General features: G+C 45.1%; 15 protein-coding genes. 4 read left to right on the forward strand and 11 right to left on the reverse strand.

Features of this window, described 5'->3' with window-relative positions; translation table 11 throughout:
* Nucleotides 1-127: 127 nt before the first annotated feature.
* Nucleotides 128-1,582, forward strand: coding sequence for an Asp-tRNA(Asn)/Glu-tRNA(Gln) amidotransferase subunit GatB (gatB, locus tag U0033_RS20085; RefSeq protein ID WP_072358481.1), 1,455 nt, complete (start codon nucleotides 128-130; stop codon nucleotides 1,580-1,582).
* A gap of 11 nt (nucleotides 1,583-1,593) precedes the next feature.
* Nucleotides 1,594-2,742 carry a TlpA disulfide reductase family protein gene (locus U0033_RS20090; RefSeq protein ID WP_072358483.1) on the forward strand — a complete coding sequence of 383 codons (1,149 nt, stop codon included), beginning with the start codon at nucleotides 1,594-1,596 and terminating at the stop codon, nucleotides 2,740-2,742.
* 149 nt (nucleotides 2,743-2,891) lie between these two features.
* Here the strand turns inward: U0033_RS20090 and U0033_RS20095 are convergent, their stop codons facing one another.
* From U0033_RS20095 to U0033_RS20120, 6 genes are all read right to left on the reverse strand, one after another.
* Nucleotides 2,892-4,292 carry a RagB/SusD family nutrient uptake outer membrane protein gene (locus U0033_RS20095; protein WP_072358485.1) on the reverse strand — a complete coding sequence of 467 codons (1,401 nt, stop codon included), beginning with the start codon at nucleotides 4,290-4,292 and terminating at the stop codon, nucleotides 2,892-2,894.
* 12 nt (nucleotides 4,293-4,304) lie between these two features.
* On the reverse strand, nucleotides 4,305-7,310 hold the full coding sequence (locus tag U0033_RS20100) for a SusC/RagA family TonB-linked outer membrane protein (protein ID WP_083571409.1): 3,006 nt from the start codon (nucleotides 7,308-7,310) through the stop codon (nucleotides 4,305-4,307).
* A 310-nt stretch (nucleotides 7,311-7,620) separates the two neighbouring features.
* Entirely contained in the window at nucleotides 7,621-9,009 is a 1,389-nt protein-coding gene (locus U0033_RS20105) for a SusD/RagB family nutrient-binding outer membrane lipoprotein (RefSeq protein WP_072358489.1), read from the reverse strand.
* Nucleotides 9,010-9,054: 45 nt separating this feature from the next.
* Nucleotides 9,055-12,141 carry a SusC/RagA family TonB-linked outer membrane protein gene (locus U0033_RS20110; RefSeq protein ID WP_177318563.1) on the reverse strand — a complete coding sequence of 1,029 codons (3,087 nt, stop codon included), beginning with the start codon at nucleotides 12,139-12,141 and terminating at the stop codon, nucleotides 9,055-9,057.
* Between the two features lie 899 nt (nucleotides 12,142-13,040).
* Entirely contained in the window at nucleotides 13,041-13,730 is a 690-nt protein-coding gene (locus tag U0033_RS20115) for a LuxR C-terminal-related transcriptional regulator (protein WP_072358493.1), read from the reverse strand.
* Nucleotides 13,731-13,912: 182 nt separating this feature from the next.
* On the reverse strand, nucleotides 13,913-16,336 hold the full coding sequence (locus tag U0033_RS20120; RefSeq protein WP_072358495.1) for an efflux RND transporter permease subunit: 2,424 nt from the start codon (nucleotides 16,334-16,336) through the stop codon (nucleotides 13,913-13,915).
* Between the two features lie 114 nt (nucleotides 16,337-16,450).
* Between U0033_RS20120 and porZ the strand changes: the two genes are divergently transcribed.
* Together porZ and recO are read left to right on the forward strand one after the other, a co-directional pair.
* Entirely contained in the window at nucleotides 16,451-18,592 is a 2,142-nt protein-coding gene (porZ, locus tag U0033_RS20125; protein WP_072358497.1) for a type IX secretion system anionic LPS delivery protein PorZ, read from the forward strand.
* Between the two features lie 17 nt (nucleotides 18,593-18,609).
* Nucleotides 18,610-19,341, forward strand: coding sequence for a DNA repair protein RecO (gene recO, locus U0033_RS20130; protein WP_072358499.1), 732 nt, complete (start codon nucleotides 18,610-18,612; stop codon nucleotides 19,339-19,341).
* Here recO and U0033_RS20135 read toward each other — a convergent pair.
* The 5 genes from U0033_RS20135 to rsfS all read right to left on the reverse strand — a co-directional run bounded on the left by U0033_RS20135 (nucleotide 19,316) and on the right by rsfS (nucleotide 23,776).
* Complete coding sequence (locus U0033_RS20135) at nucleotides 19,316-20,104, reverse strand: UDP-2,3-diacylglucosamine diphosphatase (RefSeq protein WP_177318564.1); 789 nt, start codon at nucleotides 20,102-20,104, stop codon at nucleotides 19,316-19,318. The two genes, recO and U0033_RS20135, sit on opposite strands and share 26 nt — an antisense overlap.
* A gap of 42 nt (nucleotides 20,105-20,146) precedes the next feature.
* The gene (locus U0033_RS20140; protein WP_143150654.1) at nucleotides 20,147-20,584 is read right to left on the reverse strand and encodes a hypothetical protein; all 438 of its coding nucleotides are present in this window, start codon (nucleotides 20,582-20,584) and stop codon (nucleotides 20,147-20,149) included.
* Between the two features lie 73 nt (nucleotides 20,585-20,657).
* On the reverse strand, nucleotides 20,658-21,293 hold the full coding sequence (locus U0033_RS20145; RefSeq protein WP_072358503.1) for a LutC/YkgG family protein: 636 nt from the start codon (nucleotides 21,291-21,293) through the stop codon (nucleotides 20,658-20,660).
* Between the two features lie 6 nt (nucleotides 21,294-21,299).
* Nucleotides 21,300-23,324, reverse strand: coding sequence for an ATP-dependent zinc metalloprotease FtsH (gene ftsH, locus U0033_RS20150; RefSeq protein ID WP_072358505.1), 2,025 nt, complete (start codon nucleotides 23,322-23,324; stop codon nucleotides 21,300-21,302).
* Between the two features lie 44 nt (nucleotides 23,325-23,368).
* Complete coding sequence (rsfS, locus tag U0033_RS20155; protein WP_072358507.1) at nucleotides 23,369-23,776, reverse strand: ribosome silencing factor; 408 nt, start codon at nucleotides 23,774-23,776, stop codon at nucleotides 23,369-23,371.
* Between the last annotated feature and the right edge of the window lie 170 nt (nucleotides 23,777-23,946).

The following is a 23,946-nucleotide window of genomic DNA, read 5'->3' on the forward strand; positions in this document are numbered from 1 at the left end:
GTTCCTTTTCTCTATAAAATCCGGCCCGGAGAGTTTGGCAAGGATATGCGGCCGGCTTAATTAAATTCAAAATGATAGCCTTTCTACCCGCCATTTTTTATATTTGCGTTCACAGCATACTATTAATATGAGCGCAAGCATCGATTTTGACAAATATGAGGTAGTGATAGGCCTTGAGGTACACGCCCAACTGCAAACAGAGAGCAAACTATTCTGTGGTGACAGTGCTGCTTTCGGAGGCGCTCCCAATACACATATCAGCCCTATTACACTGGGGCATCCCGGCACCCTGCCCAAACTGAATAAGCGGGCGGTGGAATACGCCATCCGGCTGGGGCTGGCATGCGAATGCCGTATTGAAAAAGAGAACTTTTTTGCCCGTAAGAATTATTTCTATCCTGACCTGCCAAAAGGCTATCAGGTATCGCAACATACTGCTCCTATCTGTGTGGGGGGCCGGGTAGTCATTCCTACCGCCGATGGCGAAAGGGCTATTCAGCTGAATCGTATCCACATGGAGGAAGATGCTGGTAAATCTATGCACGACCAGGATCCTGCCTTTACCATGGTAGATTATAACCGTGCCGGTGTACCCCTGCTGGAAATAGTGACAGAACCGGATCTGCATAGCAGCGATGAGGTATATGCGTTCCTCACGGTGCTCCGCCGCCTGGTACGCTGGGTAGATGTGTGCGATGGTAATATGGAAGAAGGTAGCATGCGCTGTGATGCCAACATCTCCATCCGACTGAAAGGCGAAACCAAACTCGGAACCAAAGTAGAAGTGAAGAACCTGAACTCTATCCGCAACGTAAAACGAGCGGTAGAGGGAGAAATAAAACGCCAGATCACCCTGGTAGAAACCGGCGGCACGATTATGCAGGAAACCCGCAGCTTTGATGCTGGCAACGGAACGTCCTTTTCGCTGCGCTCCAAGGAAGAGGCAAACGATTACCGTTACTTCCCGGAACCAGACCTGGCCCCTTTCTCATTTACCGACGAATTCCTGGATGGTATCCGGGCCTCCCTGCCTGAACTGCCGGATGCACTGGTGCAAAAGTATGAGAAGCAATACGGGCTCTCTGATTACGATGCCCGCGTGGTTTGCGATGACAAGGCCACTGCTGACTACTTTGAACAGGTAGTGAGCATGATTCCAAAACACAAGGCGGTGGCCAACTGGCTGCTGGGCCCAGTGAAGTCTACCCTCAATGACAAGGGTATTGACATGGCTGCTTTTCCACTGCCGGCAAAGGCACTCGCTGCCCTGATTCAGCTGGTAGAAGATGGCAAGGTGAACTTCTCCATTGCATCTTCCCGCATCTTCCCGGAACTACTGCAGGCACCGGCAACTGCGCCCCTGGACATCGCCACCCGTCTCAACCTGTTGCAGGATAATAATGCCGATAATATTTCCCCCATCATCGATGAGGTGTTAAATAAATACCCTGATAAGGTAGCAGAATTCCGGAAAGGGAAGAAAGGTCTGATGGCCCTGTTTGTGGGCGAAGTGATGAAAGCATCCAAAGGTAAAGCCGATCCAAAACTCACTAACCAGCTGCTGGCTGAAAAACTAAAATAACAAAGATCTATATGAAGAAATTAGCATTATGGGCGATAGCCTTCGGTTTTGTACTGGCAGGTTGTCACCAGCAGACCGAGAAAGGGGATTTTGTGATCAATGCAAAAATAGATAATGCACCGCTGGGTACTGTGATACTGGAAGAACTGTCTATGGATACACTGAAAATAGTAGACTCCGTGACACTGAAAGATGCCAGTGGTAAATTCACCCTGAAAGGGATGCTGCCAGAACAGGGGCTTTACCGGATCCGTTTTGGCGAAGATCAGCAACGTTTTATTCTGCTGGCACTGGATGCTGGTACAATGTCTGTAACAGGTGATCTGAATAACCTGGAACTGGTGAAATTTGAAAATTCAGAAGCTTCTTCAGAACTGCAACAGTTACTCAATGATGTCAGTTCCAGGAGCCGTATGCTGACTGAAGAAAGCATGGCACTGGACAGTATGACAAAAAGCGGTGTTGGTGACAGTGCTATACAGGTAAAAACAACAGCATTGCAGGCAAAAGAAAAAGAAGTAACTGATTTTGTTATGCATACAGCTACTACTTCCAAGAACCCTGCTGTAGCTGCGTTTGCACTGAGCATGATCAATCCACAATCTTTAATGGGCAGTGGAAAAGAGATTGCTGAAGTAAAGAGTCATTTCCCTACTAACACGCTCGTGGTGGGTTTAACCGGTAAACTGGAGCAGATGTTGAAACAGGCTGCTGGTGAAGTTGATGCGAATATGACTGCGCTGCAGGTGGGTCAGGTAGCTCCTGATTTCTCATTGCCAGATCCTACCGGCAAGATGATCAGCCTGAGTTCTTTAAAGGGTAAGTTTGTACTGGTCGATTTCTGGGCTAGCTGGTGTCAGCCTTGCCGGATGGAGAACCCCAATGTAGTGAAAGCGTATAATGCTTATAAAGATAAAAACTTTACTGTGTTAGGCGTTTCCCTGGACAAGAAGAAAGAGGCATGGTTAGAAGCGATTCAGAAGGATGGCCTGACATGGACACAGGTAAGTGATCTTAAGTTCTGGGAGAGTGCGGTCGTGCCTTTGTATGGTATTAATTCTATTCCGACAAATTTGTTGCTGGATCCATCTGGCAAGATACTGGGAATTGGATTAAGAGGAGAGGCATTAGAAGCGAAACTGGCGGAAGTGATTAAATAATTTTGAATGCTATATCCAAATAAAACATTCATGAAAAAGGGCATTCACCAACGGTAATGAAAACCATTTTCAAATAAAAAAGCTTTTGCCTGACGGCAAAAGCTTTTTTATTTAGATATAGCGGCCTACGGCCAGCTGAAAAGAATTAACTAATAGCCCTTGTTCTGCACGATGCTTTTGTTAACATCTATTTCCCGCTGAGGGATCGGTGGTATTACGGTTGGGGAGGTAGCCGCATATGTACAACTGGGCGTATTTAGCTCCAGTGGATCTCCACAAAAATTCCGCACAATATCCAGTTTGTTCCTCAGCAGATCAAAGTAACGATGCCCTTCGAACATCATTTCCTTTCTCCTCTCCAGTAACACATTTGCAAGCACATCTGCATCAGGAATATTCACCAGGTTTGCTTGTGTTCTGTTCGCACGAATAGCATTCAAATCTTGCAGTGCCACCGCATAATTACCCAGTTTTGCATTGGCTTCTGCGCGTATCAGGTATTGCTCTGAAATACGCAGGATCTTCGGGCTGTACAGCCCGAAAATGCCATCCTGTCCATAGTACTTTTCATTTTCATATTCTTTCGCACTTCCGGTGAAAGGCTTGATAAATGATTGATAGCGGGCATCGTTAGTATCAAATAATTTTACGAGATCAGGTGATACACGGATGTCTCCGTAACCAGGCTTCAGGTAGATCTTACCCACATCATCAGAACCTAATGTTTCGACAGCCAGTACTTTGAGTGTAAAGATCTCTTCTTTAGTACCTGATACGTTGTAAAAATCAGGCAGATCAGATGCTGCAACTATCGTATAACTACCGGCACTAATCACAGTGCTGGCTTCTGTTACAGCGTTTGCATTGTCACCCTTGTAGAGATATACTCTTGCAAGCAATGCAGATGCCGCATATGCGTTCGCATTATACGGGTTAGCGGCATCTTTTGCCAACAATGACTTTGCCTGTGTGAGATCTTTGATGAGCTGTGTATACACTTCATCCTGTGTATTTCTGGCAGGTGAACCAACTTCGAATTTGGTCATGTAAGGGATTCCCATTGCGCTACCGCCAGCTATTGCATAAGGCTGGGAAAAGGTGCGCAGAAGATCAAAATGAACAAGTGCTCTTACAAATAAAGCCTGACCTAATGCATCGTTCTTTTCTTTTTCTGTACCATCTTTTAATAAGGGCACATTGTTGATGATATTATTCGCTCTCAGAATAACTGTATATGCCTGATTCCAGAAGCTGGTAATATCCGCATCGGCTGTGAGCCAGGTAATACGAAAAGATGACCCAAAGCGGTTACTGTTGGTTGCAGACAGGTATACATTATCTGCAGCTATTTCAGGTATTACCAGGAAATTGCGACCATAATAATTGACACTTCGCATGCCTGCGTACATTCCACTGATACCGGCCTTAACACCAGCGATACTGGTGAGTGCATCTTCAGTAGGTAGCGATACTGCCGGCGCAAGTGTAAGCTTGTCATTACATGCAGTAAAGGATAGTAGCAGGAATATATAGATAATATAGTTTCTCATGTTTTCAGCAGTTTAGAAGTTTACATTTAAGCCCAGGCTAACAGTTTTTGAAGGAGGGAATCTGAAGAATTCATTCGCAGAAATATCCTGTTCAGGATCCCAGCCGGTATAGCCGGTCCATGTAATTAAATTCGTGCCTGTAGCAAATATGTAGGCTTTCGCAATCTTAGCATGTTTCAGTAAGCGCGGGGGCAGGTTGTAACTGAGGGTTATATCTCTTAAACGGAGGAACTTACCATTCTCCAGGAACCTTGTTGATGTAGCAGAATTTGCATTTTTGTTACCCCCTATTTTGGGCAAAGGTCTTTCTGCATTATCGCCTGGTTTACGCCAGTAATTCTGCCCCTGCTGTTTGCTATAATTATATCCAAAATAAGCGCCATCTGCATCAGATAGTATCCTGGTCTGATTTAATACTTTATTACCTGTCACACCATAAAACATGAATGATAATCCGATGCCTTTATAGGTGAGACGGTTAGTGAGTGAGCCAATATAACGCGGTTCTGCATTACCGGATATTACTTTGTTTGCAGCACCGATTTTGTTAGTTGTTTTATCATCAACGGTTAACCATAAGGGGTCGCCGTTTGCAGGGTCTACACCTGCCCATCTGTACATATACCAGCTGGCAATGTGGTTACCCACACGCTGTATAGAAAGACTTCCGGTGATGTCCTGACCACCATACAATTCCAGTATCTTATTTCTGTTCAGTGAGAAGTTGACTTCGGTCTGCCATTCAAAGCCTCCGGTTTTTACGTTGGTGGTGGTCAGCATAGCTTCGATCCCTTTGTTCTGTACCCTGCCTACATTGGCTTGCTGCTGCGTGAAACCACTGGTAGAAGATACCGGGGTATTCATCAGCAAGCCGTAAGTGATGCGTTTGTATACATCGAATGTCAGCTTGATCCTGTTGTCCAGTACAGCTGCTTCTAAACCGATATTGGATGCTTTGTTCTTTTCCCAGGTCAGGTCTTTATTTCCGATAGTGCTGGGGGCATTACCCGGCGCTCCATTGTAAGAAGTATTGTAGGCATACAATGCTGTCGCTACAAAGTTGTCGAAATCCGCATTCCCGGTAAGTCCATAGCTACCGCGCAAACGCAGGTCGGAGAGGACTTTCTGTTGCTGCATAAAAGGTTCGTCTATCAGCACCCAGCTGGCACCTACAGAATAGAAATTACCAAAGCGTTTATTCACACCAAAGCGGGAAGAACCATCCTTACGATAAGTTACATTGAGGGTATAGCGACTTTTGAAATTATAATTCAACTGACCTAAGTATGATACAAAAGTATAGTCAGTACCGTTACCACCTACATCCTGTGGCGTGGCGGCTACGTCCAGCGCTTTTAGTTTGCCGGATACAAGGCCGATTCCTTCTGCACTAAAGCTGATATTATTAAAGCGGTTGTATTCCATCAATGCGATATAATTGAGCGAATGATCTTTTGCAAGCGGAATAGTGCCGGAAGCGGAGAGCTGATTAGTGAGTGTGGTATTGCGCACCAGCTGATTCAAAATGTCTCCGCTTTTCAGGGGTTCACTCACATTGGCGCCGTCATGGGTGGTGGGATCAGTGAACAAATTAGCATAGCCGGTTACCAGGTCCATATTTACCTTTTCGGAGATCTTGAGCCAGTCGGTAAAGGTATAGGATACGGTCAAACCTCCCAGGCCCCTGAAGTTATTCAGCTTATTTGTATTGCGTGTGTAAGAGTACAGGAAGTTGTTACTGGAGGCAGCATCAAATTCAGGTTCATTGCCTGTATACATGCTTCCATCCGGCTTGTAAGGACTCTGGAAAGGAGAAACAAAGTAAGCACCTAAAATAGGGCTGGAATAGAAGTTACCACCACCTGAAGTATTGAAGTCGGTGTAGGAGAGATTCAGGTTCAGGGCCAGGTCTATCCGGTCTGTTACTTTCGCGGAAACATTTGACATGACAGAGTAACGTTTCATGCCGGTACCGATCATGGGGCCATCTACTTTTTCATAACCGCCGGAGGCATAGTATTTTGCTTTTTCCGTACCGCCGGAACCTGTGAGACCAAGTACCTGGTTGGTACCTTTGCGCCAGCCTGCTTTACCCCAGTCAAAGGCATGGTCGAGCAGGGACATAGGGAATTGGTCGTCAATAGCTGCCTGTGAATAGCCATTGAGGGCGAGCAGGTCTCTGTCGTAAGCCAGGGCTTCGGCAGGGGTCATTAAGGCGGCATGGCCCCTGGTCATTTGTGTTTTACCATACTGGGCGTTCAATCCTATAGTGGAAACACCTGATTTACCTTTTTTGGTAGTGATTACGATCACCCCATTGGCACCTCTGGAACCATAGAGTGCGGTAGCTGCGGCGTCTTTGAGGATGGTGATGCTCTCCACGTCGTTGGGGTTTATGTTGGCCAGCAGGTCATTACTTTGTACGCCCAGTGTACCGAAGGCGTTAATGTCTCTGCCATCGATGATGGTACCATCCACGACATAGAGCGGAGAGGAACCGGCACTAATAGAGCCTACGCCCCTGATTCTGACATTTTGGATGGCGCCGGGCATACCTGAGTTAGCGCCGACAAAAACGCCCGGCGTCTGGCCCTGTAATGCCTGATTAATGTCGACATAGTTTTTGTTTTCCATGTCTTCTGCGGTGACTTCGCCGACGGCGCTGGTTCGGGTTCGCCTGTTAGTGTTCGTGTACCCGGTAGCGATATACTCGTTCAATACGTTTTGGTCCGCACCCAATTTAACCGATAATGTTGTCTGATCTTTTACTGCGATTGACACGGTTTGATAGCCGACAGAAGAAATTTGCACAGATTGTCCGGATTCAACACTGATCAGGAAGTTTCCCTGCTGATCGGTGGTAGTTCCTTTGTTAGTGCCTGCAATTCTGATGGTGGCGAGAGGAACGGGCTGACCATCGTGGGCATCGGTAACCTTTCCTTTGAGGGTACGGGTTTGGGCATGCGTGGATACCACGCTGATGGCTAGCAATAGCCATAGGAGTAAAGATGTTCTCATAAGGGATTTTTGTTTTTAAATAATCAATGTGAGATGGCTACATGCATGCATGAGGGGCTGCAAGGCACAGGGCACAATGATGGCTACAAATACATTTTGGTTGTTGGGTCGTTGTGTTCAGATTTTGGTTCGTTTGCTATTTTGAGTTTGGATTATTAACCTGTACTAATATAAAAAAATAGTGTGACAATTAAGAATAAAAACATTCATGAAAGACGAAATTCACCAACGGTAATGAAAACCTTTTTCAGAAAAAAAAGGGCGTGCATCATAAGATACACGCCCTTTTTGATATGAAGAATTGAAAGGATTACAAAGCGTCCCACCAAACTTTCGCGAAGATGTCTGTTACGTTGATAGCGTTTGCTTTGTTGTAAAGCAGTTCATTATTTTCAGTAGGCAGTCTTCTTGGAATTGCGCTAGTTCCAGTTACGTTGTTTGGGTTTGGAGTCAGCACTGGATAGCCAGTTCTGCGCCATTCAGCCCATGCTTCGATCTGAGTGAACAGAGCGATATATTTCTGGGTTGCGATCATTTCCTGTGTAATAGTAGCAGCTGTAGCAGAAGCGTGAGCAGCAATATAGGTAGCAGAAGGAGCGGAACCGGTTACCTGAGTTACCGCACGAATTACCGCTTCATTGTAGTTAGCAGCAGCTTCGCTGGTTTTACCCAAACGAAGGTTAGCATCTGCCTTAGTGAACAGTGCTTCAGTGTATGTAACCAAAGGAATTGGAGCACCCGCACCGGCAATGTAAGAGCCTATGTTAGAAGCAGCAATGTTTTCAGAAGAAGGAGCCGCACCTACATAAGTACCACCAGTTGTTGCTGTTGCATAGTATGGCAAACGAGGATCGGCGTCAGTCTGCATCAAATCAACCAGGAATTTACCTGCTTTGATGTAGTTCTTTCTATCTGCGTTAAATGCATTCCATTGGTTCATTTCGGCTGTTACAGTACCGTAATTAGCCATTGCATCACCTGCGTTAGTTACATTAGCGAGGAAGCCCAGTGTGGTTGTTGCAGAACCGGTTGCATCACCTTTGCTCAAACGGTTAGCGAAACGAGCTTTCAGCATGTAAGCAGTGTTCTTCCATTTTTTCAGATCACCATTAAAAATGAAGTCATCGGAACCGATAGTATAGTTATTAGTACCATCAGCAGCATCGAGCGTAGTAATTGCTTCGCTCAGGAGGGTCTGAAGGTAAGCATAGATGCTTTCCTGTGAATCAAATTTTGGCGTCTGATTGCCGGTGATGTTACCCAGACCAGCTTCGGAAGCAGGTACATCTCCCCAAATGTCAGTAGCAACACCCAGTGCCATTACCTTCATAATTTTCATAACAGCAGCATACTGCTGGTTGGTAGCTCCATAATTTTGGATCAGGTCATTTGCAGGCTGAACTACGTTGTTATAGAGGTTATTCCAGTCGTTAGTATAAGCTGTATTCAGCAGCTGGTACTGATCGATTTCAAGCATTTGCGCCTGTACACCACCAGCTTGTTGAGTCAGGATAGCGGAGATTCTTGCCAGGGTACCTGTATAAGAAGCGTAAAGACCCAGTTCTGCTGATGAAAGAATCAATGGCGGAGTCGCTATTGTTGGGTTATTAGGGCTATCACCATAACCTTCTGTAAACTTTGAGCAGCTTTCCGCCATGAATAACAGCGGTAATGCTAAAAATATTAAGACTTTTTTCATGACTTAGTCGTTGTTATTATTTTCAATAATACCTTTTAATGCACCTTAGAATCCAACTCTCACGCCAACTGCATAAGTTTTAGTACCCGGGTTGTTGAAGTAATCAAAACCAGTCAGGTTAGAGCCGGCACCAGTTAAGCTGGTTTCAGGATCAACACCTTTGTACTTGGTATGTAACCACAGGTTACGACCAGTCAGACTCAGTTCTACAGATTTAACCGGGCTTGATTTAGCAAAGCTGTATTTATAACCCAGGTTCAGCTCACGCAGACGAACCCATGATCCATTTTCAACAGAGTTTTCAACTGCGGAACCAGCTGCATCACCTTTATATATACGGTAGTATTGCTGTGCAGTAACTGTTTTGGTGTTTTCAGTGTATTTACCGTCAGCACCTAATACCACACCAGGAACTACATAAGTTCTTTCACGATCTGCAGATTCTTTAGTTCTACCCAGATTATTCATCCTGGCATAGGTACCATTCCAGATCTTACCACCATGTCTTACATCCAGCAGGGCAGACAGGGTAAAGTTTTTGTAAGTGAAAGTAGTTCTTGCACCACCAGTCCAATCCGGGAATGGATTACCAAGGTTACCGCTTGCAGCAGCAATAGTAGGCAAACCGGTAGTAGCATTGATTACGACCTGACCCGCATCGTTACGTGCCCATTTAGAACCATACAGCGCGCCATAAGGCTGACCTACGATAGCATAAGAGCCGATAGAAGCGAAGGCAGATTCAACACTATTTTCAGTAACACCTTCAGCCAGTGCCAATACAGTGTTCTTGTTCCTTGCGAAGTTTACCTGCACATTCCAGGTGAAGTCTTTCAGCTTCAGCACATCAGCAGATGCTAATACTTCTATACCCTTGTTCTGCATCTTACCAGCGTTATCCAGGATGTACTGGAAGCCGGAAGAACCAGCAATTGGTCTGTAAACGAGGATGTCGCTGGAAGTCTTATTGTAATAAGTCAGTTCCACATTCACACGGGAGAATAATTTGAAATCCAAACCGAGTTCTTTTTCCACACTTCTTTCTGGTTTCAGACCTTTATTACCCAGCGTGTTGCTCAGGCTCATACCGTTCTGACCTTTGAAAGGGAAGGAGTTACCATCGGTAAAACCATCTGCAAAGCTAGGAGTAGTATAAACAGTGTTAGTGGAGTAAACGCTAGGGCTCTTACCACCAGCGGCGATAGCAGCACGAACTTTACCGTATGTGATTACATTATTAGCAGGTACGATCTCAGAGAATACCCAGCTACCACTTACTGAAGGATAGAAGAAGTTATTCTTGGATTGACCGAAAGTAGAAGACCACTCGTTACGACCTGTAGTAGTCAGGAAGAACTGGTTTCTATAACCAAATTCCAGATCATAATACAGTGCAGATGTTCTCTTGATAGTAGTAGAGTTATCAGCGTACAGCGTAGAAGCGTTATTCAGGTTGTAATAATTAGGAATAGACAGCTGAGTACCTTTTGCATAATCATTCTGACCTTGCTGCTGGAAAATGTTACCACCCAGGTTTGCAGTTACATCGAGTTTATCTGCGAAAGTCTTATGACCACTCAGAATCAAATCAGAGTAAAGATCTCTGCTGGTGAAAGTGTTTTCTTCAATCTGACCCAGATAGTCGCTCACAGCGTTTGATCCGATTGCGAAGATCTGTTTGCTGAACTGAGTATACATATCAACACCTTTACGGTTAGTCAGTGATAACCAGTCAAGGATCTTGAAGGTTGTATTCACGTTACCGTAGAAGCGGTCAGTTTTATCTTTATAAGGGTTGTTATACAGACTCCAGTATGGGTTGTCGTATGCATTATAATAGTTCTTGCTGGAACCATCTGCATTTTTGTAGTCAGCGAGGTTCCAGGAGATAGGAGCTCTCATCAGTGGGAGCATTACACCTGTGGTATTAGAACCATTCTGCGCTTTTGTACCTTCAGTCAGTACATAAGAAGCAGAAACACCCATTGTCAGCCTCTCGGAGATTTTAGAGTCCGCGTTGATACGGAAGGTAGTTCTCTGCAGATCAGTAGTCGGAACAATACCGTTCTGGTCTACACGGTTCAAAGACAAACGGAAGGAAGTATTCTCATTACCGCCTATTACAGATAAATCATGCGTAAAGTTTGTAGCAGTTTTGAAGAATTCATCCGTGTTATTATAAATTTTTGCACCGCTTACAGAGCTAACAGCAGGCCCCCAGCTATATGGAGAGCTGTTGCCGGTACCACCTGGATCATATACTGGTGTAGCACCAACAGGACCCTGGCTATAAATTTTTTGCTCCTCAGGCAGTTTGCTTACTTTATCGAAACCCGCATTGAAACTATAGGTTACTCTGGTAGCACCAGAACGACCTCTTTTAGTAGTATAGATGATCGCACCGGAAGCAGCGTTTGCACCATACAGGGCAGCAGCAGCAGGACCTTTCAGTACAGTTACACTGGCGATATCATCAGGGTTGATATCCAACGCACGGTTAGAGTTATTAACCCCCTGCAGGTTAGAGTTGTAAGGATAGTTTCTTGCAGCAGTAGAGTTTGTGCTGTTATCCATAGGCACACCATCAATTACAATCAGTGGCTGGTTGTCCAGGTTGAAAGTAGAGTTACCACGGATGATGATTTTGGTGGAAGCACCCGGAGTACCACCGGAACCAATTACCTGCACACCAGCAGCTTTGGAAGCCAGGGCCTGAATTACGTTGTGTTCGTTAGAGTTAATCAGCTCGTCAGAACCGATTTTCTGAACGCTGTAACCGAGGGATTTCTTTTCTTTAGATACACCCAATGCGGTTACCACAACCTCGTTTAATTGCTTATTATCAGTACCAAGAGCAACGGAGATATTTGTTGCACCGCCTACGGCTTTTTCCTGGTTAACATATCCTATGAAGGAGAATAACAACGCATCTTTTGCAGCTGCTTCAATTGCGTAGCTACCATCAGCACCGGTCACAGTACCTTTGGTAGTTCCCTTCACTATAACTGACACGCCGGGTAAGGGAGACCCGTCTTTGGTATCAGTTACCTTTCCCGTAATTGTTCGTGTTTGTGCGAACGTGTGTAACACGCTCATGGCCACGAACAGCCATAGGAGTAATCCTTTCTTCATAAAAGATAATTGATTTGATAAAATGAACTTGTTAACAATTATATCAGTATTCCTCATAAGCAATATTCAATAGAAAAAAAGCAAAACCTCTCCCACGCCATTTACAGCGTATAACAAAGCAGTATTAACTCATAAGCAAGCAGGTAATTCCCTTGTTCATTTTAACATCTTCACAATCGTTCCCCCGTTACTGTCAATGCTGTCTAAATAAAATACAAGCGACCCCTAATTCAGTGTAACGTCAATAATAATAAACTCTTTGTTAGATTATCTATAAGCAAAACCAATAAAATAACCCATACACCACATGTTGACATGTAATATATCGGGGCACCAAAATTCAGTTCTCAAGTTTTTGTTCAGTAAGCACTTCGCGAGATAATGTTGGGTTGTATGCACAATACATTTTCGTCTCAGCAGCTACTTTTCACCACGTTTTTTGATTCTGGCTTAGATTTCTGTTGTTGTAAATGTTACTTTATTATTATTATTAACGGTCGGCAAGATCGTTAATAAAATGTTAAAACATACATACAATTTTCATGTTATCACAAAGAGATTTGTCATGAAAATGTAAGAATATACTATTATAGGGGGTTTAATGGTACTACTAGTGTAAGTTAAGTCTTAAAAGATTGTCAAAATAATGTTTGAAAACCTTAACAACTTATCTTGATTATTGTCATATTATAAAAAAAATAATAAAGGCAAGCGATAAGACTATCGCCTGCGCGCTCATCAACCAAAATCTAAATCCGGGTTAAACCAGATTTAAATAAAAATGTACGTTCTGATAATAGTTGAAAGGGAAAAACTGATTAGCATTCCACATATGCACCCCCCAACCGGCCCTCAAATAAAGGCTGGCATCGCTCCTCCCCGGAATTTTTGCTGTCTTTTCAGGACAGACTTAGCGGCTGTGTCTTTAACAGTTCCAACAGCGTTTCATAGATATCCTCATTCCTGTTGTTGTACCGGAATTCACATTCCTTCAGGTGGAGATATACCGTGCTGCGGTTAAGACCCTTGAATTTGGCCAGGCGATGCTTGGTGAGCCCCCAGAATGCATCTACATCATCGGAGCCATTACTGGTTCCTTCATTTTCCAGATTGTAAAGCCTGTATTGTCCCAGATCAGCTACGTTACTGAACCGCCTGATCTTGTCAGCTGCACTCTGGGTTTCCAATATGGATCGGTTACTCCTGACTACAGAATGAATCATAGAACGGCTTACATCGGGCAAAATCTCAGTGTGCAGACGATCAGATGCACGGTAAATACCAAAGACGACGGGTTTGATATTCCTGCTTACACCTGTTTTTACGGGAAGTGGGGAGTCGGAGTCTTGAGTGGCTGGGACTGCTTTCCGTTCATTAGTAGTTGAACGTAAGGGGTCGGTTGGCAATAAAGATTCACAATGCCGGGCTATCTGTTGTCTGATTTTCTTAAGATAACTGTTAACAGTGACCCGGCTTACTCCACTTATGCTGGCAATCTGAGTAGCCGTGAGATCCTCGGCAAATAGCCGTAGTATCTCCTTAAATTTACGCTCAGATAAATGAGCGCCCTTTAAGTATTTGTTTTTCATGAACTAAAAGTGGTTAGAATGGCATCATAAACCTCTCATTTTTTAATGGGTATAATACACCCTTTTATACAAACGGCTAAAAGGGGGGGATGAGTGCCCTGTACTAGATTATTTGAAACTAAAAAGCTCAATGCCAGTGTACTGGCATTGAGCTTTTAGCTATTTTGGATATTTTTTCGGGTTTATTTGTTGCCTTCTTCCCGGTCTTTTAATCCCAGTTTTGACATCTCTACATCTTCTTCATCATCCAGTGTATTCCACAACTGTTTCTTCTGTGCTTTTTTAATCAGCCCCTTCTCCATCCATAACAACAAAGCAGGCAAAATTGTTAAGTTCGTAATCATCGCCAGCATCAATGTCAGCGATGTGAGCCAACCCAGCGCTTTAGTACCCCCAAACTGAGAGAACGCAAAGATCATGAAACCTGCAAAAAGGATCAGGGAGGTATATACTATACTCAAACCTGTTTCATGAATCGTCTGTTTTACTGTTGCAGAAATATCCAGGTTATGATGCGGCAACTCCTGTTTGAAGTTCACCAGGAAACGGATCGTTACATCTATCGCAATACCTAATGCAACACTAAATACCAGTACTGTAGATGGCTTGAGTGGTACACCAGCCCAGCCCATCACACCTGCTGTCAGCGCCAGCGGAATGATATTCGGGATCAGTGATATGATCAGCATCTTGAATGAACGGAACAAATACAACATACAGAAGATGATCAGGATAAAAGCAAGCAGAATACTTTCCATCAATCCATCGATGATGAAACGGCTGCCTTCCAGGAAGATCACTGTACTGCCTGTATATTTTACGTCATAATGTGCTGTATCGAATATTTCATTCACCTTCGGTTTCAATGAATCCAGGAGAATCGGTAAACGACGGGAACCTACGTCAGCCATATTCACACTTACTCTCGCTACCTGACGGGTGCTATCCATAAAGTTTGATACAAGCTTGGTAAACATCGCTGCTTCCTTGCTCGTATTACCCGTGTTCTTCATACGCAGATAAGGTGCCAGGAAACCAATATCAAATGAATTTGGCACCGCATAGTTTGTGCTGTCTCCATTGTAATAAGCCTGCTTTGCAAACTTAATACCCTGCACTACTGACAGTGGTTGTGCAAAATCCTGTTGTACTGCAAACAACTTAGATAACTGATCCAGTTTATCCAGGGTTTGCAGGTTGATTACACCATTCTTTTTCTTTGTATCTACCGCAATTTCCAGCGGCATTATACCTTTGAAATTATGCTCAAAGAATTTCAGATCCAGGTATAACCTGTCTTCCTTCGGAACATCATCCAGCATAAAGCCTTCTGACTTCAAACGAAGCATGCCCGTAACAGCTACAATTATCATTATTGCTGTACCGATATATACTATTGGTCTGTACTTAAATACCAATGCATTCAGCCCATCGAGGAACGCGCGGAAGAAGCGGTTGTTCATGTAGCTGGTATGCTGCATCTTTGGTGCCGGCAGATAGCTAAGTACAGCAGGCAGGAAGATAAAGGAGATCAAAAAGATCAGCATGATATTCAGACCTGCTACGATACCAAACTCTTTCAACAAAGAACTCTTGGTAAAGCAGAATACACCGAAACCAATGGCTGCTGTCAGGTTTGTGAACAAGGTCACAATACCCATACGCTGAATCATGTGCACCAGTGCCCTGGTCTTGTTCTGATCCTTCGCGTATTCTGTATGATATTTATTGAGGAAGTATACACAGTTCGGTATCCCTATCACCACTATTAATGGCGGAATCAGGGCTGTGAGCAACGTAATCTTGTATCCTAACAATACGATGGTAGCTACTGACCAAACCACACCCATTGCTACAACCACCATAGACATGAGCACTGAGCCCAGGGAGCGGAAGAACACGAAGAGGATTAATGCTGTCAACACAAATGACAACACGAGGAACATCTTCATTTCATTAGCCACCATCACTGCCATGATTGTACGGATCAGTGGCAAACCACTCATGCGTACCTGCGTATGATGTTTTGCACCGAAATCATCACCAAGTTTCATGATGTCGTTCACGACCTTGGTACGACCCTTTGTTGCCATCACCTGCTTGTTCACACTGATCATCATGAGATAAGCGTGTGTATCAGGATTGTACAACAGCCCTTTATAAAAAGGCAGGTTCTGAAATACATTGCTCAGGCTATCCAGCACCACCTGATTTTTGATATCACCTTTGAATAAAGGCTGTGCTGCCAGTTTGCGGGTACTGTCATTTTTCAACAGATTGATGGCAACAGGAACACTCAATACATTCTCTACGTATTGAACTTTCTTGAGGTCATTGTTGAGCTGTACGTAATCATTGAAAAATCCGACATTAAAGAAGCTGTCAGATTGAACACCCAATACAACCATGTTTCCATCCTGACCAAAAAGCTTTGTGAACTCCAGGTATTCCTGGTACTTCGGATTGTCAGTAGGAATGGCTTTGTTGGACTCATAAGATAATTGAACCTTGCTGGCGAAATATCCCATTACTGCGGTAGCTGCTAATAATGCTATCAGCAGTGGGAGCCTGAATTTTAGTACGAAACCCGCTAAGCGTTGCCACATAAGCATCGTTGAATTTAGGTCGTAAAGGTAATCAAAGTTGTCTAAAAAAATGGGCGACTCAACCTATATCACAGTAATTGTCATAAAGTAACAACATATAACTATTTTTGATGCATGTACCGGTTCCTGCTTTCCCTATGTCTTTTCTGCCTCGGTTCGCTGTTATTACCAGCACAAACCCTTATCGGACAATGGCAGTCATGGCTGCCATCGCTGCCCGCTATCGCTGTTGCCCAACAGGGAGACAAGGTATATTGTGCAACCAGTTCCGGCTTGTTTTCCGTGACCACAGGCACAGAACAGGACATCACCCGATACAGTAAAGTCAACGGTCTTCATGATATTGGCATTAGTGCCATCAGCAGTAATGCAAATGGTGTGCTAATTGCCTATCGCAACAGCAACCTCGATTTTCTAAGTGGCAATAATAGCTATAACCTGCCCGACCTCTTTAGAAAACAAACTGCTGAGGATAAAACCATCTTTCGCATCTATGCCGGAGGTACTAACGCCTATCTCTGTACCGGACTGGGAGTTGTAGTGGTGAATACCCTGGTACCTGAAATCGCTGCAACCTACGCGCTTGGCCCGGTATATGGTTTTACGGTTCTGAACAATCAGCTGTATGCCGCCACCACAAAGGGCGTGCAGACTTCGCCAATGACCGGTAGTAATCCTGCTGATTACAGGAACTGGTCGCCGGCAGGACAACTGAATGATACAGTATCCGATATTGTCAGCTTTAACGGACAATTGATCTGCATGCAGGGTGCGAACTTATATGTGCTGCAAAATAATGCCTGGATGCCTTACTATTCCGGCGCTTCCAACATCGCTGCACAAGGTGACTACCTATGCGTTTCTAATGATACCAGTATCGTTTTTATTGGGAAAGACGGGAGTGTAAGCGCCCCCGTTAAGAATGCCTTATTAAAGACGATCCGTCAAACAACAGGAGATAACCAATATACATGGGTAGCCGACTCCCTCTCCGGCCTGCTGCAATATAATGGGCAGCAGTTTTCTACCATCAGCCTGAATGGCCCGGCCAGCATACTGAGGGGGCAGTTGCTTTTTACTAATAATACGCTGTATGCCCCTGCGGGTGGGGTGTCTGATAGCTGGACTGCCAACAATAATACGGGGAATTATTACACCTATACGAATGGCGACTGGCAACGTTATGCAGATAGCCTGCACCACGACATAATGGTGATGGCACCTGATCCTGCCGGCAATGGTATGTATGCAGGTTCCTTTGGTGGCGGACTTATACATATAGCCAGCGATGGTACCCGTACCTATGATCTGCAAAACCAGAAAATAAGCGGGTTGACCACCGATGCCTCCGGCAATCTCTGGATAGCCGTTTATGGTGCTACCTATAACCTGGTGTGTAAAAAGCCGGATGGTACTTACCTCACTTTTCGCAGTAGCTATGCGCAAAGCGGCAATGCCATCAGCCAGCTGATTGCTGATGATGCCGGGCAAATATGGATCGTATCTCCCCAAAGCAATGGTGTTTTTGTATTTAACACATTAGGCAACCAATGGACGCAATACCGGCAGGGGAGCGGACAGGGCAACCTCCCATCCAACGATGTATACTGTATGGCAAAAGATAAGAATGGTAGTTTCTGGGTAGGCACGGGAACCGGTATCGGTATCATTCCCTGCAATACCTGTGATGCTGTATGGCCTGTTATCCAGCAGGACAATTTTGCCGGCTATCTATTCCAGGATGAACAGGTAACCGCTATTGCTGTAGATGGGGCTAACCGCAAATGGGTCGGCACACATAAGGGGGTATGGCTTGTGAGTGATGATGGTACCGGCATTGTTGAGAACTTTACGACCGATAACAGCCCTTTGCCTGGCAACCGGATCTATAGCATATGCATCGATCCGAATACCGGAGAGGTATATTTTGCAACCGATCAGGGTCTGATGTCCTACAGAGGTACTGCAACGGAGGGGAAAACGATGAGCAAGGATTCTGTGCTGGTATTTCCTAATCCTGTCAGTCATAATTATAGTGGAAATATAGCCATCAGTGGCCTGGCGGAGAATACCCTGGTAAAGATTACCGACTTAAGCGGCCGGGTGGTATTACAAACGAGGACCAAAGGTGGACTTGCACTATGGAATGGCTTAGATTATACAGGTCACCGGCCTCAGACCGGGGTATACCTCGTGTTTGCTTCTAATGCTACTCTGGGTGAACATCTTGTAACAAAAATAGTGTTTATTAATTAGCCTATTTTTGCAGTGCAATGTTACACAAAACACGCGGTATAGTCCTCAGAACGGTTAAGTATGGCGAAACCAGCGCCATCGTTACGATTTTCACAGAGCTGTTCGGTATCCAGTCTTACATGGTCAACGGGGTTCGTTCTTCGAAGCCCAAAGCCAAGGGCAACCTGTTTCAACCAGGTAATATTCTGGAGCTTGTGGTGTATCATTATGAGCAAAAAACTATTCAGCGGATCTCCGAATTCAAGCTGGGTTACATCTACACTTCCCTGCACTTCAATATTGTCAAAAACACGGTAGCGCTTTACGTTATCGAGTTATTGCAGAAAAGCCTGAAACAACCGGAGCAGCACCTGGAACTCTATTACTTTGCTGAAACAGCACTGGCAGCCCTCGATCAGGCACCACTGGGTATAGCAGCGAATATCCCTTTGTATTTTACTTTGAAACTGGCAGAGCAACTGGGTTTCCGCCTGAACGGAAGGTTTTCTGAATACGCGCCTTTCCTCGATCTGCAGGAAGGTTCTTTTACAGACCTGCCTCCACATCATAACAATTACCTGGATGCTACGAACAGTGAGATCACAGATCGCCTGTTCCAGTGCCATGCATGGGAACAGCTGGGTGAGGTCGTGATGAATAAAGATAAAAGGAGGAGATTACTGTATGCCTACCTGGACTTTTTCAAGCTGCATATGCCGGACTTTCAGGAAATGAATTCCCCGCCTATTTTGCACGAGATTCTTGATTAAGATATTTCAGTGTAGTAGTTGTACCATCGAACTCCGCATACGTGAAGTAACGCAGCCAGTCACCCAGGTTGATGTAATGACTGTTTGGCCCCACTTCCAGGTCTAATGGCAGGTGGCGATGACCGAATATCAAGTAGTCGTAATGAGTCGTTTTTAAAATGTCTTTGCTGTAGATAGCCAGCCATTCATTCTCTTCGCCCAGAAATTTTTCTTCATGTTCCCCGCCTGTAGCCGCGCGGCTTTTCCGGCTGAAGTAGTTGGCAAGACCAATTCCCCAGGAAGGATGAATGAGCGAAAATAACCAACGGCATACCGGATTACGGAACACCTTTTTCAGCATCTTGTAACCATGGTCACCGGGCCCTAAGCCATCACCGTGACCGATGTAGAACTGTTTGCCAGCGATGTCGTAGGTCTGCGGCTCGTAGTATACCGGGATATCCAGTTCATCTTCGAAATAGCCATTCATCCACATGTCATGATTACCGATGAATACAGAGATCCCAATACCCTTGTCACGCAGTTCCGCCAGCTTACCCAGTAACCGGGTATAGCCTTTGGGAATAACTTCCTTGTACTCAAACCAGAAATCGAAGATATCGCCTACGAGAAAGATATGTGCCGCATCATGAGAGACTTCATTCAGCCAGGCAACGATTTTTCGCTCTCTGTCTCTGCTGCGCACCATATCAGGCGCACCCAGGTGAAAGTCTGAAGCGAAATAAATACGTTTGCCAGCTGGCAGTTGAATTTGATGATGCATGGGCCTTTTAATTGCGCGTGCAAAGATGAAGAAAAAATGTGATTACTTAGCGATACCCGCTTCCTGCACGGCAGTTTCAATATCGGTAATGTCTGCTTTTACAGGATCATTGTAGCTATCGAACAGGAAGATCTCCCAGGCATATTTTTCATGCATGAGGTTAATGTCTACGTCTTCGCCGTTCTTCTTGTGAAACTTGATTTTCACCTTGTTCGTGCTGATGATTTTCACACCCATTTTTGCGAGGTAAGCGCTATCTGCTACCAGGTTTGCGTTGTTGGATTGCTCCATGGCGGCAAAGGAATTCTTATTGAAAGTATTCTTCAGGTAGGTCAGCTTATCGCCTGCGGGATGGAATATAACGGCACAGGTATCGGCAATGATAAGAGTCGTGGTAGAATCCTGGAAGTTACCACCACCTCCGCTGCCACAGGAGGCGCACATGGCGATAATGGAAATAAAAAGCAGAAACCGTGTCACTTGCTTGATTATTTAAAAGAACAGCGCATGACGGGGTCACGCGCTGTACGAATATTGTTAACTGATAATTGACTTATTCATCTACAAGAAATACATACACCTCTTTCGGACCATGGATACCTACAACCAGTGTTTTCTCAATGTCTGCCGTGCGGCTTGGCCCGGAGGCAAAGTGAATAGAGGAGGGGAGGTCTCCCTGGTATTTCTCCTTCATTCTTGCGATGGCATCTTTCAGGTCAAACACCAGCTGATGGGTATAAGCAATCACCAAATGTACGGGTGTATATACCGGCAGCGCTCTTCCTGAAGACTGTGCGGCACTCAGTACCATTGTACCTGTACGGGCTACCAGCATTTCGCAGTCAGTGATGGCTGCATGTGCTGTGTGCATATCGCCTTTGTTCAGACCAGGGAGCTGGTTCAGCTGCAGATCTTTGATCAGTGCCGGTGTCTGGCAGATAATATCAGACCATTCCCGGGTGGCGGCCAGCGCCTGCAGGTTTTCCAGCAGTTCGGCCTTACTGGTACAAAAAACGAATTTGCCCTGCAAGCCGGCAAATTCTTCTGCAAATTTCATTTCCAGTCCATCATGTTCCTTCACGAAGACCGAGTTGTTGCCCTCCGAGTTAGGGAAGGGCAACTGTACGGACTGGCTTAATGCATTTCTTACTCTTTTGAGAATATTTTCCTTGGCAGGAGATACTTTCATATCAACTTACGCATTAGCGGTAGCTGGTGATGGATTGATCAGGTCTGTAGGATGTACACCGTCGGTAGTCATACCTTCGTGGTTAGCTATATGCTCTTTGTGCACATCGTAAGGACGTTTACCAATCAGTCTTTCCAGATCTGCCTGATATAATACTTCTTTTTTCAGCAGTTCACCCGCCAGCGCTCTCACGTTGTCGATCTTTTCAGTCAGCAGGTTTTTAGTACGCTGATATGCTTTATCGATCAGGGCACGTACTTCTTCATCAATCAGTTTTGCCGTTTCTTCAGAGTAAGGCTTTGTGAAAGACTGATCGCTGTTAGGATCATAGAAGGATACGTTACCTACCTTATCGTTCATACCGTACACGGTAACCATTGCATAAGCCATGCGGGTGATCACCTGCAGGTCATTCTGGGCACCGGTTGATACTTTACCGAATACGATTTCTTCTACTGCACGGCCACCGAGGGTCATACAAATATCGTCCAACAGCTGTTCGGTATTATAAAGGTATTGTTCTTTCGGTAAGTATTGCGCATATCCAAGGGCAGCTACACCACGGGGAACGATGGTTACTTTCACCAGCGGGTTTGCGTGCTCCAGGTACCAGCCACAGATGGCGTGGCCAGCTTCATGGAATGCGATGATTTCTTTCTCTTCAGGAGAAATGATCTTGTTTTTCTTTTCAAGACCACCGATCACTCTATCTACGGCATCATTGAAGTCATCCATTTCTACTTCCGTCTTGCCTTTACGGGCAGCGATCAGGGCTGCTTCGTTACATACGTTGGCAATATCGGCGCCGGCAAAACCCGGTGTCATGGAAGCCAGTTTCTTGATATCGAGGATTGGAGAAGTCTTGATTGGTTTCAGATGCACATCGAAGATCGCTTCACGACCAGCCAGATCCGGCTTATCGATAGAGATCTGACGGTCAAAACGACCCGGACGCAGCAGCGCACTATCCAGTACATCCGGACGGTTGGTAGCAGCCAGGATGATGATACCACTATCGGTACCGAAACCATCCATTTCTACCAGCAGCTGGTTGAGGGTGTTTTCACGCTCATCATTGCTCATCATTACGTTTTTACCTCTCGCACGACCGATCGCATCAATTTCATCGATAAAGATGATACATGGTGCTTTTTCACGAGCCTGTTTGAACAGGTCACGAACACGGCTGGCACCCACACCTACGAACAGTTCAACGAAGTCAGAACCGGACATAGAGTAGAATGGTACCTGTGCTTCACCGGCCATTGCTTTGGCCAGGAGGGTCTTACCGGTACCCGGAGGGCCTACCAGCAGTGCACCCTTTGGTATCTTACCACCGAGGGCGGTGTATTTTTTCGGATTCTTCAGGAAGTCTACGATTTCCATCACTTCCACCTTGGCTTCGTCAAGGCCGGCTACATCACTGAAAGTAATGTTGACACGGGTGCCTTTGTCGAAGAGGGTAGCTTTGGACTTTCCGATATTGAAGATGCCTCCCGGGCCTCCGCTGCCTCCAGCGGGTCCTCCCATTTTACGCATCAGCAATACCCAAAGACCGATGAGCAGCACAAGTGGCAGCAATAATTGAATGAATGGTTCGAACCAACCCTGCCTTTCATCATAGGTGACTTTCACCTGATCTTCGAGTGGGGTATTGGCCTCAGCATGATCCATATCTTTCTTGAAGCTTTCTTCGCTACCGATAGTAAAACGGTAGTGAGGACCCGGATTCACACGACCCAGGTTGCCCTTGGATACTTTGTCGAATTTGGGCTCATTAAGACGGTCTCTTTTTATGTAAACCTCTACTGCTTTCTTATTTACAACCACCAGCCTGTCTACATCACCTGGTTTCAGGTAGTCCAGCTGGAATTCCTGCCAGCTTATATCTCTGGGCGGTGGGTTAAAGGGAAACCAGTTCATTGCAAGCAGGGCAATACCTATAAAGGCATATACCCAGTATATATTGAACTTTGGTCCTTTTTTAGGCGATTTGTCTGACCCCTTTGTGAAGTTGTTGCCTCTTTCCATAATCTTTCGCTCCTTTACGGATGTCGGGTAATAGTTAAAAGTTATTAGTTAGTCTCATTATGCTCCATTCGTTCGGCATCACTCCACATATCTTCCAGACCATAAAATTGCCTGGTTTCTGGTTGGAATACATGCACCACAACATTCACATAATCTACAAGAATCCATTGTTGTGCGGTAAAGCCCTCATGCTTGTAAGGGGTTTCTCCGGTAAACTTTTGCACCTGGTCTTCCACGAAGTCAGCAATAGCCCGCACCTGTGTGTTGGAGTTAGCCTCACATATTACAAAGAAATCAGCCACGGCTTCAGGAATCTGGCGCAAATCCAGGGAAACGATGTTATCTCCCTTTTTTTCCTGGATGGCCTTGATGATGGTGGAAAAAATCTCGCTTTCTCTACTCAGGCGCGCAAGCGCTTTCTTTCTCGTACTCAGAACGGTTAAGGGTGCCAATAAAATCTCTTTTGGTTAAAAATAAACTTTAATTGTCAAAATTACTAAACAAGCCTGAAATTAACGCCGGAATAAAACCAGGGTACGACCAGGGAATGGTCGAAGATTTACCGGGTGTTAATCCTTAATAACCACGAACTTGCTGTAGCTTTCGGCTGCTTGATGCAGGA

The sequence above is a fragment of the Chitinophaga sancti genome, from assembly GCF_034424315.1.
Taxonomy (GTDB): domain Bacteria; phylum Bacteroidota; class Bacteroidia; order Chitinophagales; family Chitinophagaceae; genus Chitinophaga; species Chitinophaga sancti.

Bases quoted from the DNA above. Each gene is read 5' to 3' on its own strand.
- porZ (WP_072358497.1), top strand. From the start codon at position 16,451: ATGTACCGGTTCCTGCTTTCCCTATGTCTTTTCTGCCTCGGTTCGCTG.
- U0033_RS20100 (WP_083571409.1), bottom strand. From the start codon at position 7,310: ATGAGAACATCTTTACTCCTATGGCTATTGCTAGCCATCAGCGTGGTA.
- U0033_RS20105 (WP_072358489.1), bottom strand. From the start codon at position 9,009: ATGAAAAAAGTCTTAATATTTTTAGCATTACCGCTGTTATTCATGGCG.
- gatB (WP_072358481.1), top strand. From the start codon at position 128: ATGAGCGCAAGCATCGATTTTGACAAATATGAGGTAGTGATAGGCCTT.
- U0033_RS20135 (WP_177318564.1), bottom strand. From the start codon at position 20,104: ATGCATCATCAAATTCAACTGCCAGCTGGCAAACGTATTTATTTCGCT.
- ftsH (WP_072358505.1), bottom strand. From the start codon at position 23,324: ATGGAAAGAGGCAACAACTTCACAAAGGGGTCAGACAAATCGCCTAAA.
- U0033_RS20110 (WP_177318563.1), bottom strand. From the start codon at position 12,141: ATGAAGAAAGGATTACTCCTATGGCTGTTCGTGGCCATGAGCGTGTTA.
- U0033_RS20145 (WP_072358503.1), bottom strand. From the start codon at position 21,293: ATGAAAGTATCTCCTGCCAAGGAAAATATTCTCAAAAGAGTAAGAAAT.
- U0033_RS20095 (WP_072358485.1), bottom strand. From the start codon at position 4,292: ATGAGAAACTATATTATCTATATATTCCTGCTACTATCCTTTACTGCA.
- recO (WP_072358499.1), top strand. From the start codon at position 18,610: ATGTTACACAAAACACGCGGTATAGTCCTCAGAACGGTTAAGTATGGC.
- U0033_RS20115 (WP_072358493.1), bottom strand. From the start codon at position 13,730: ATGAAAAACAAATACTTAAAGGGCGCTCATTTATCTGAGCGTAAATTT.
- U0033_RS20090 (WP_072358483.1), top strand. From the start codon at position 1,594: ATGAAGAAATTAGCATTATGGGCGATAGCCTTCGGTTTTGTACTGGCA.
- U0033_RS20120 (WP_072358495.1), bottom strand. From the start codon at position 16,336: ATGTGGCAACGCTTAGCGGGTTTCGTACTAAAATTCAGGCTCCCACTG.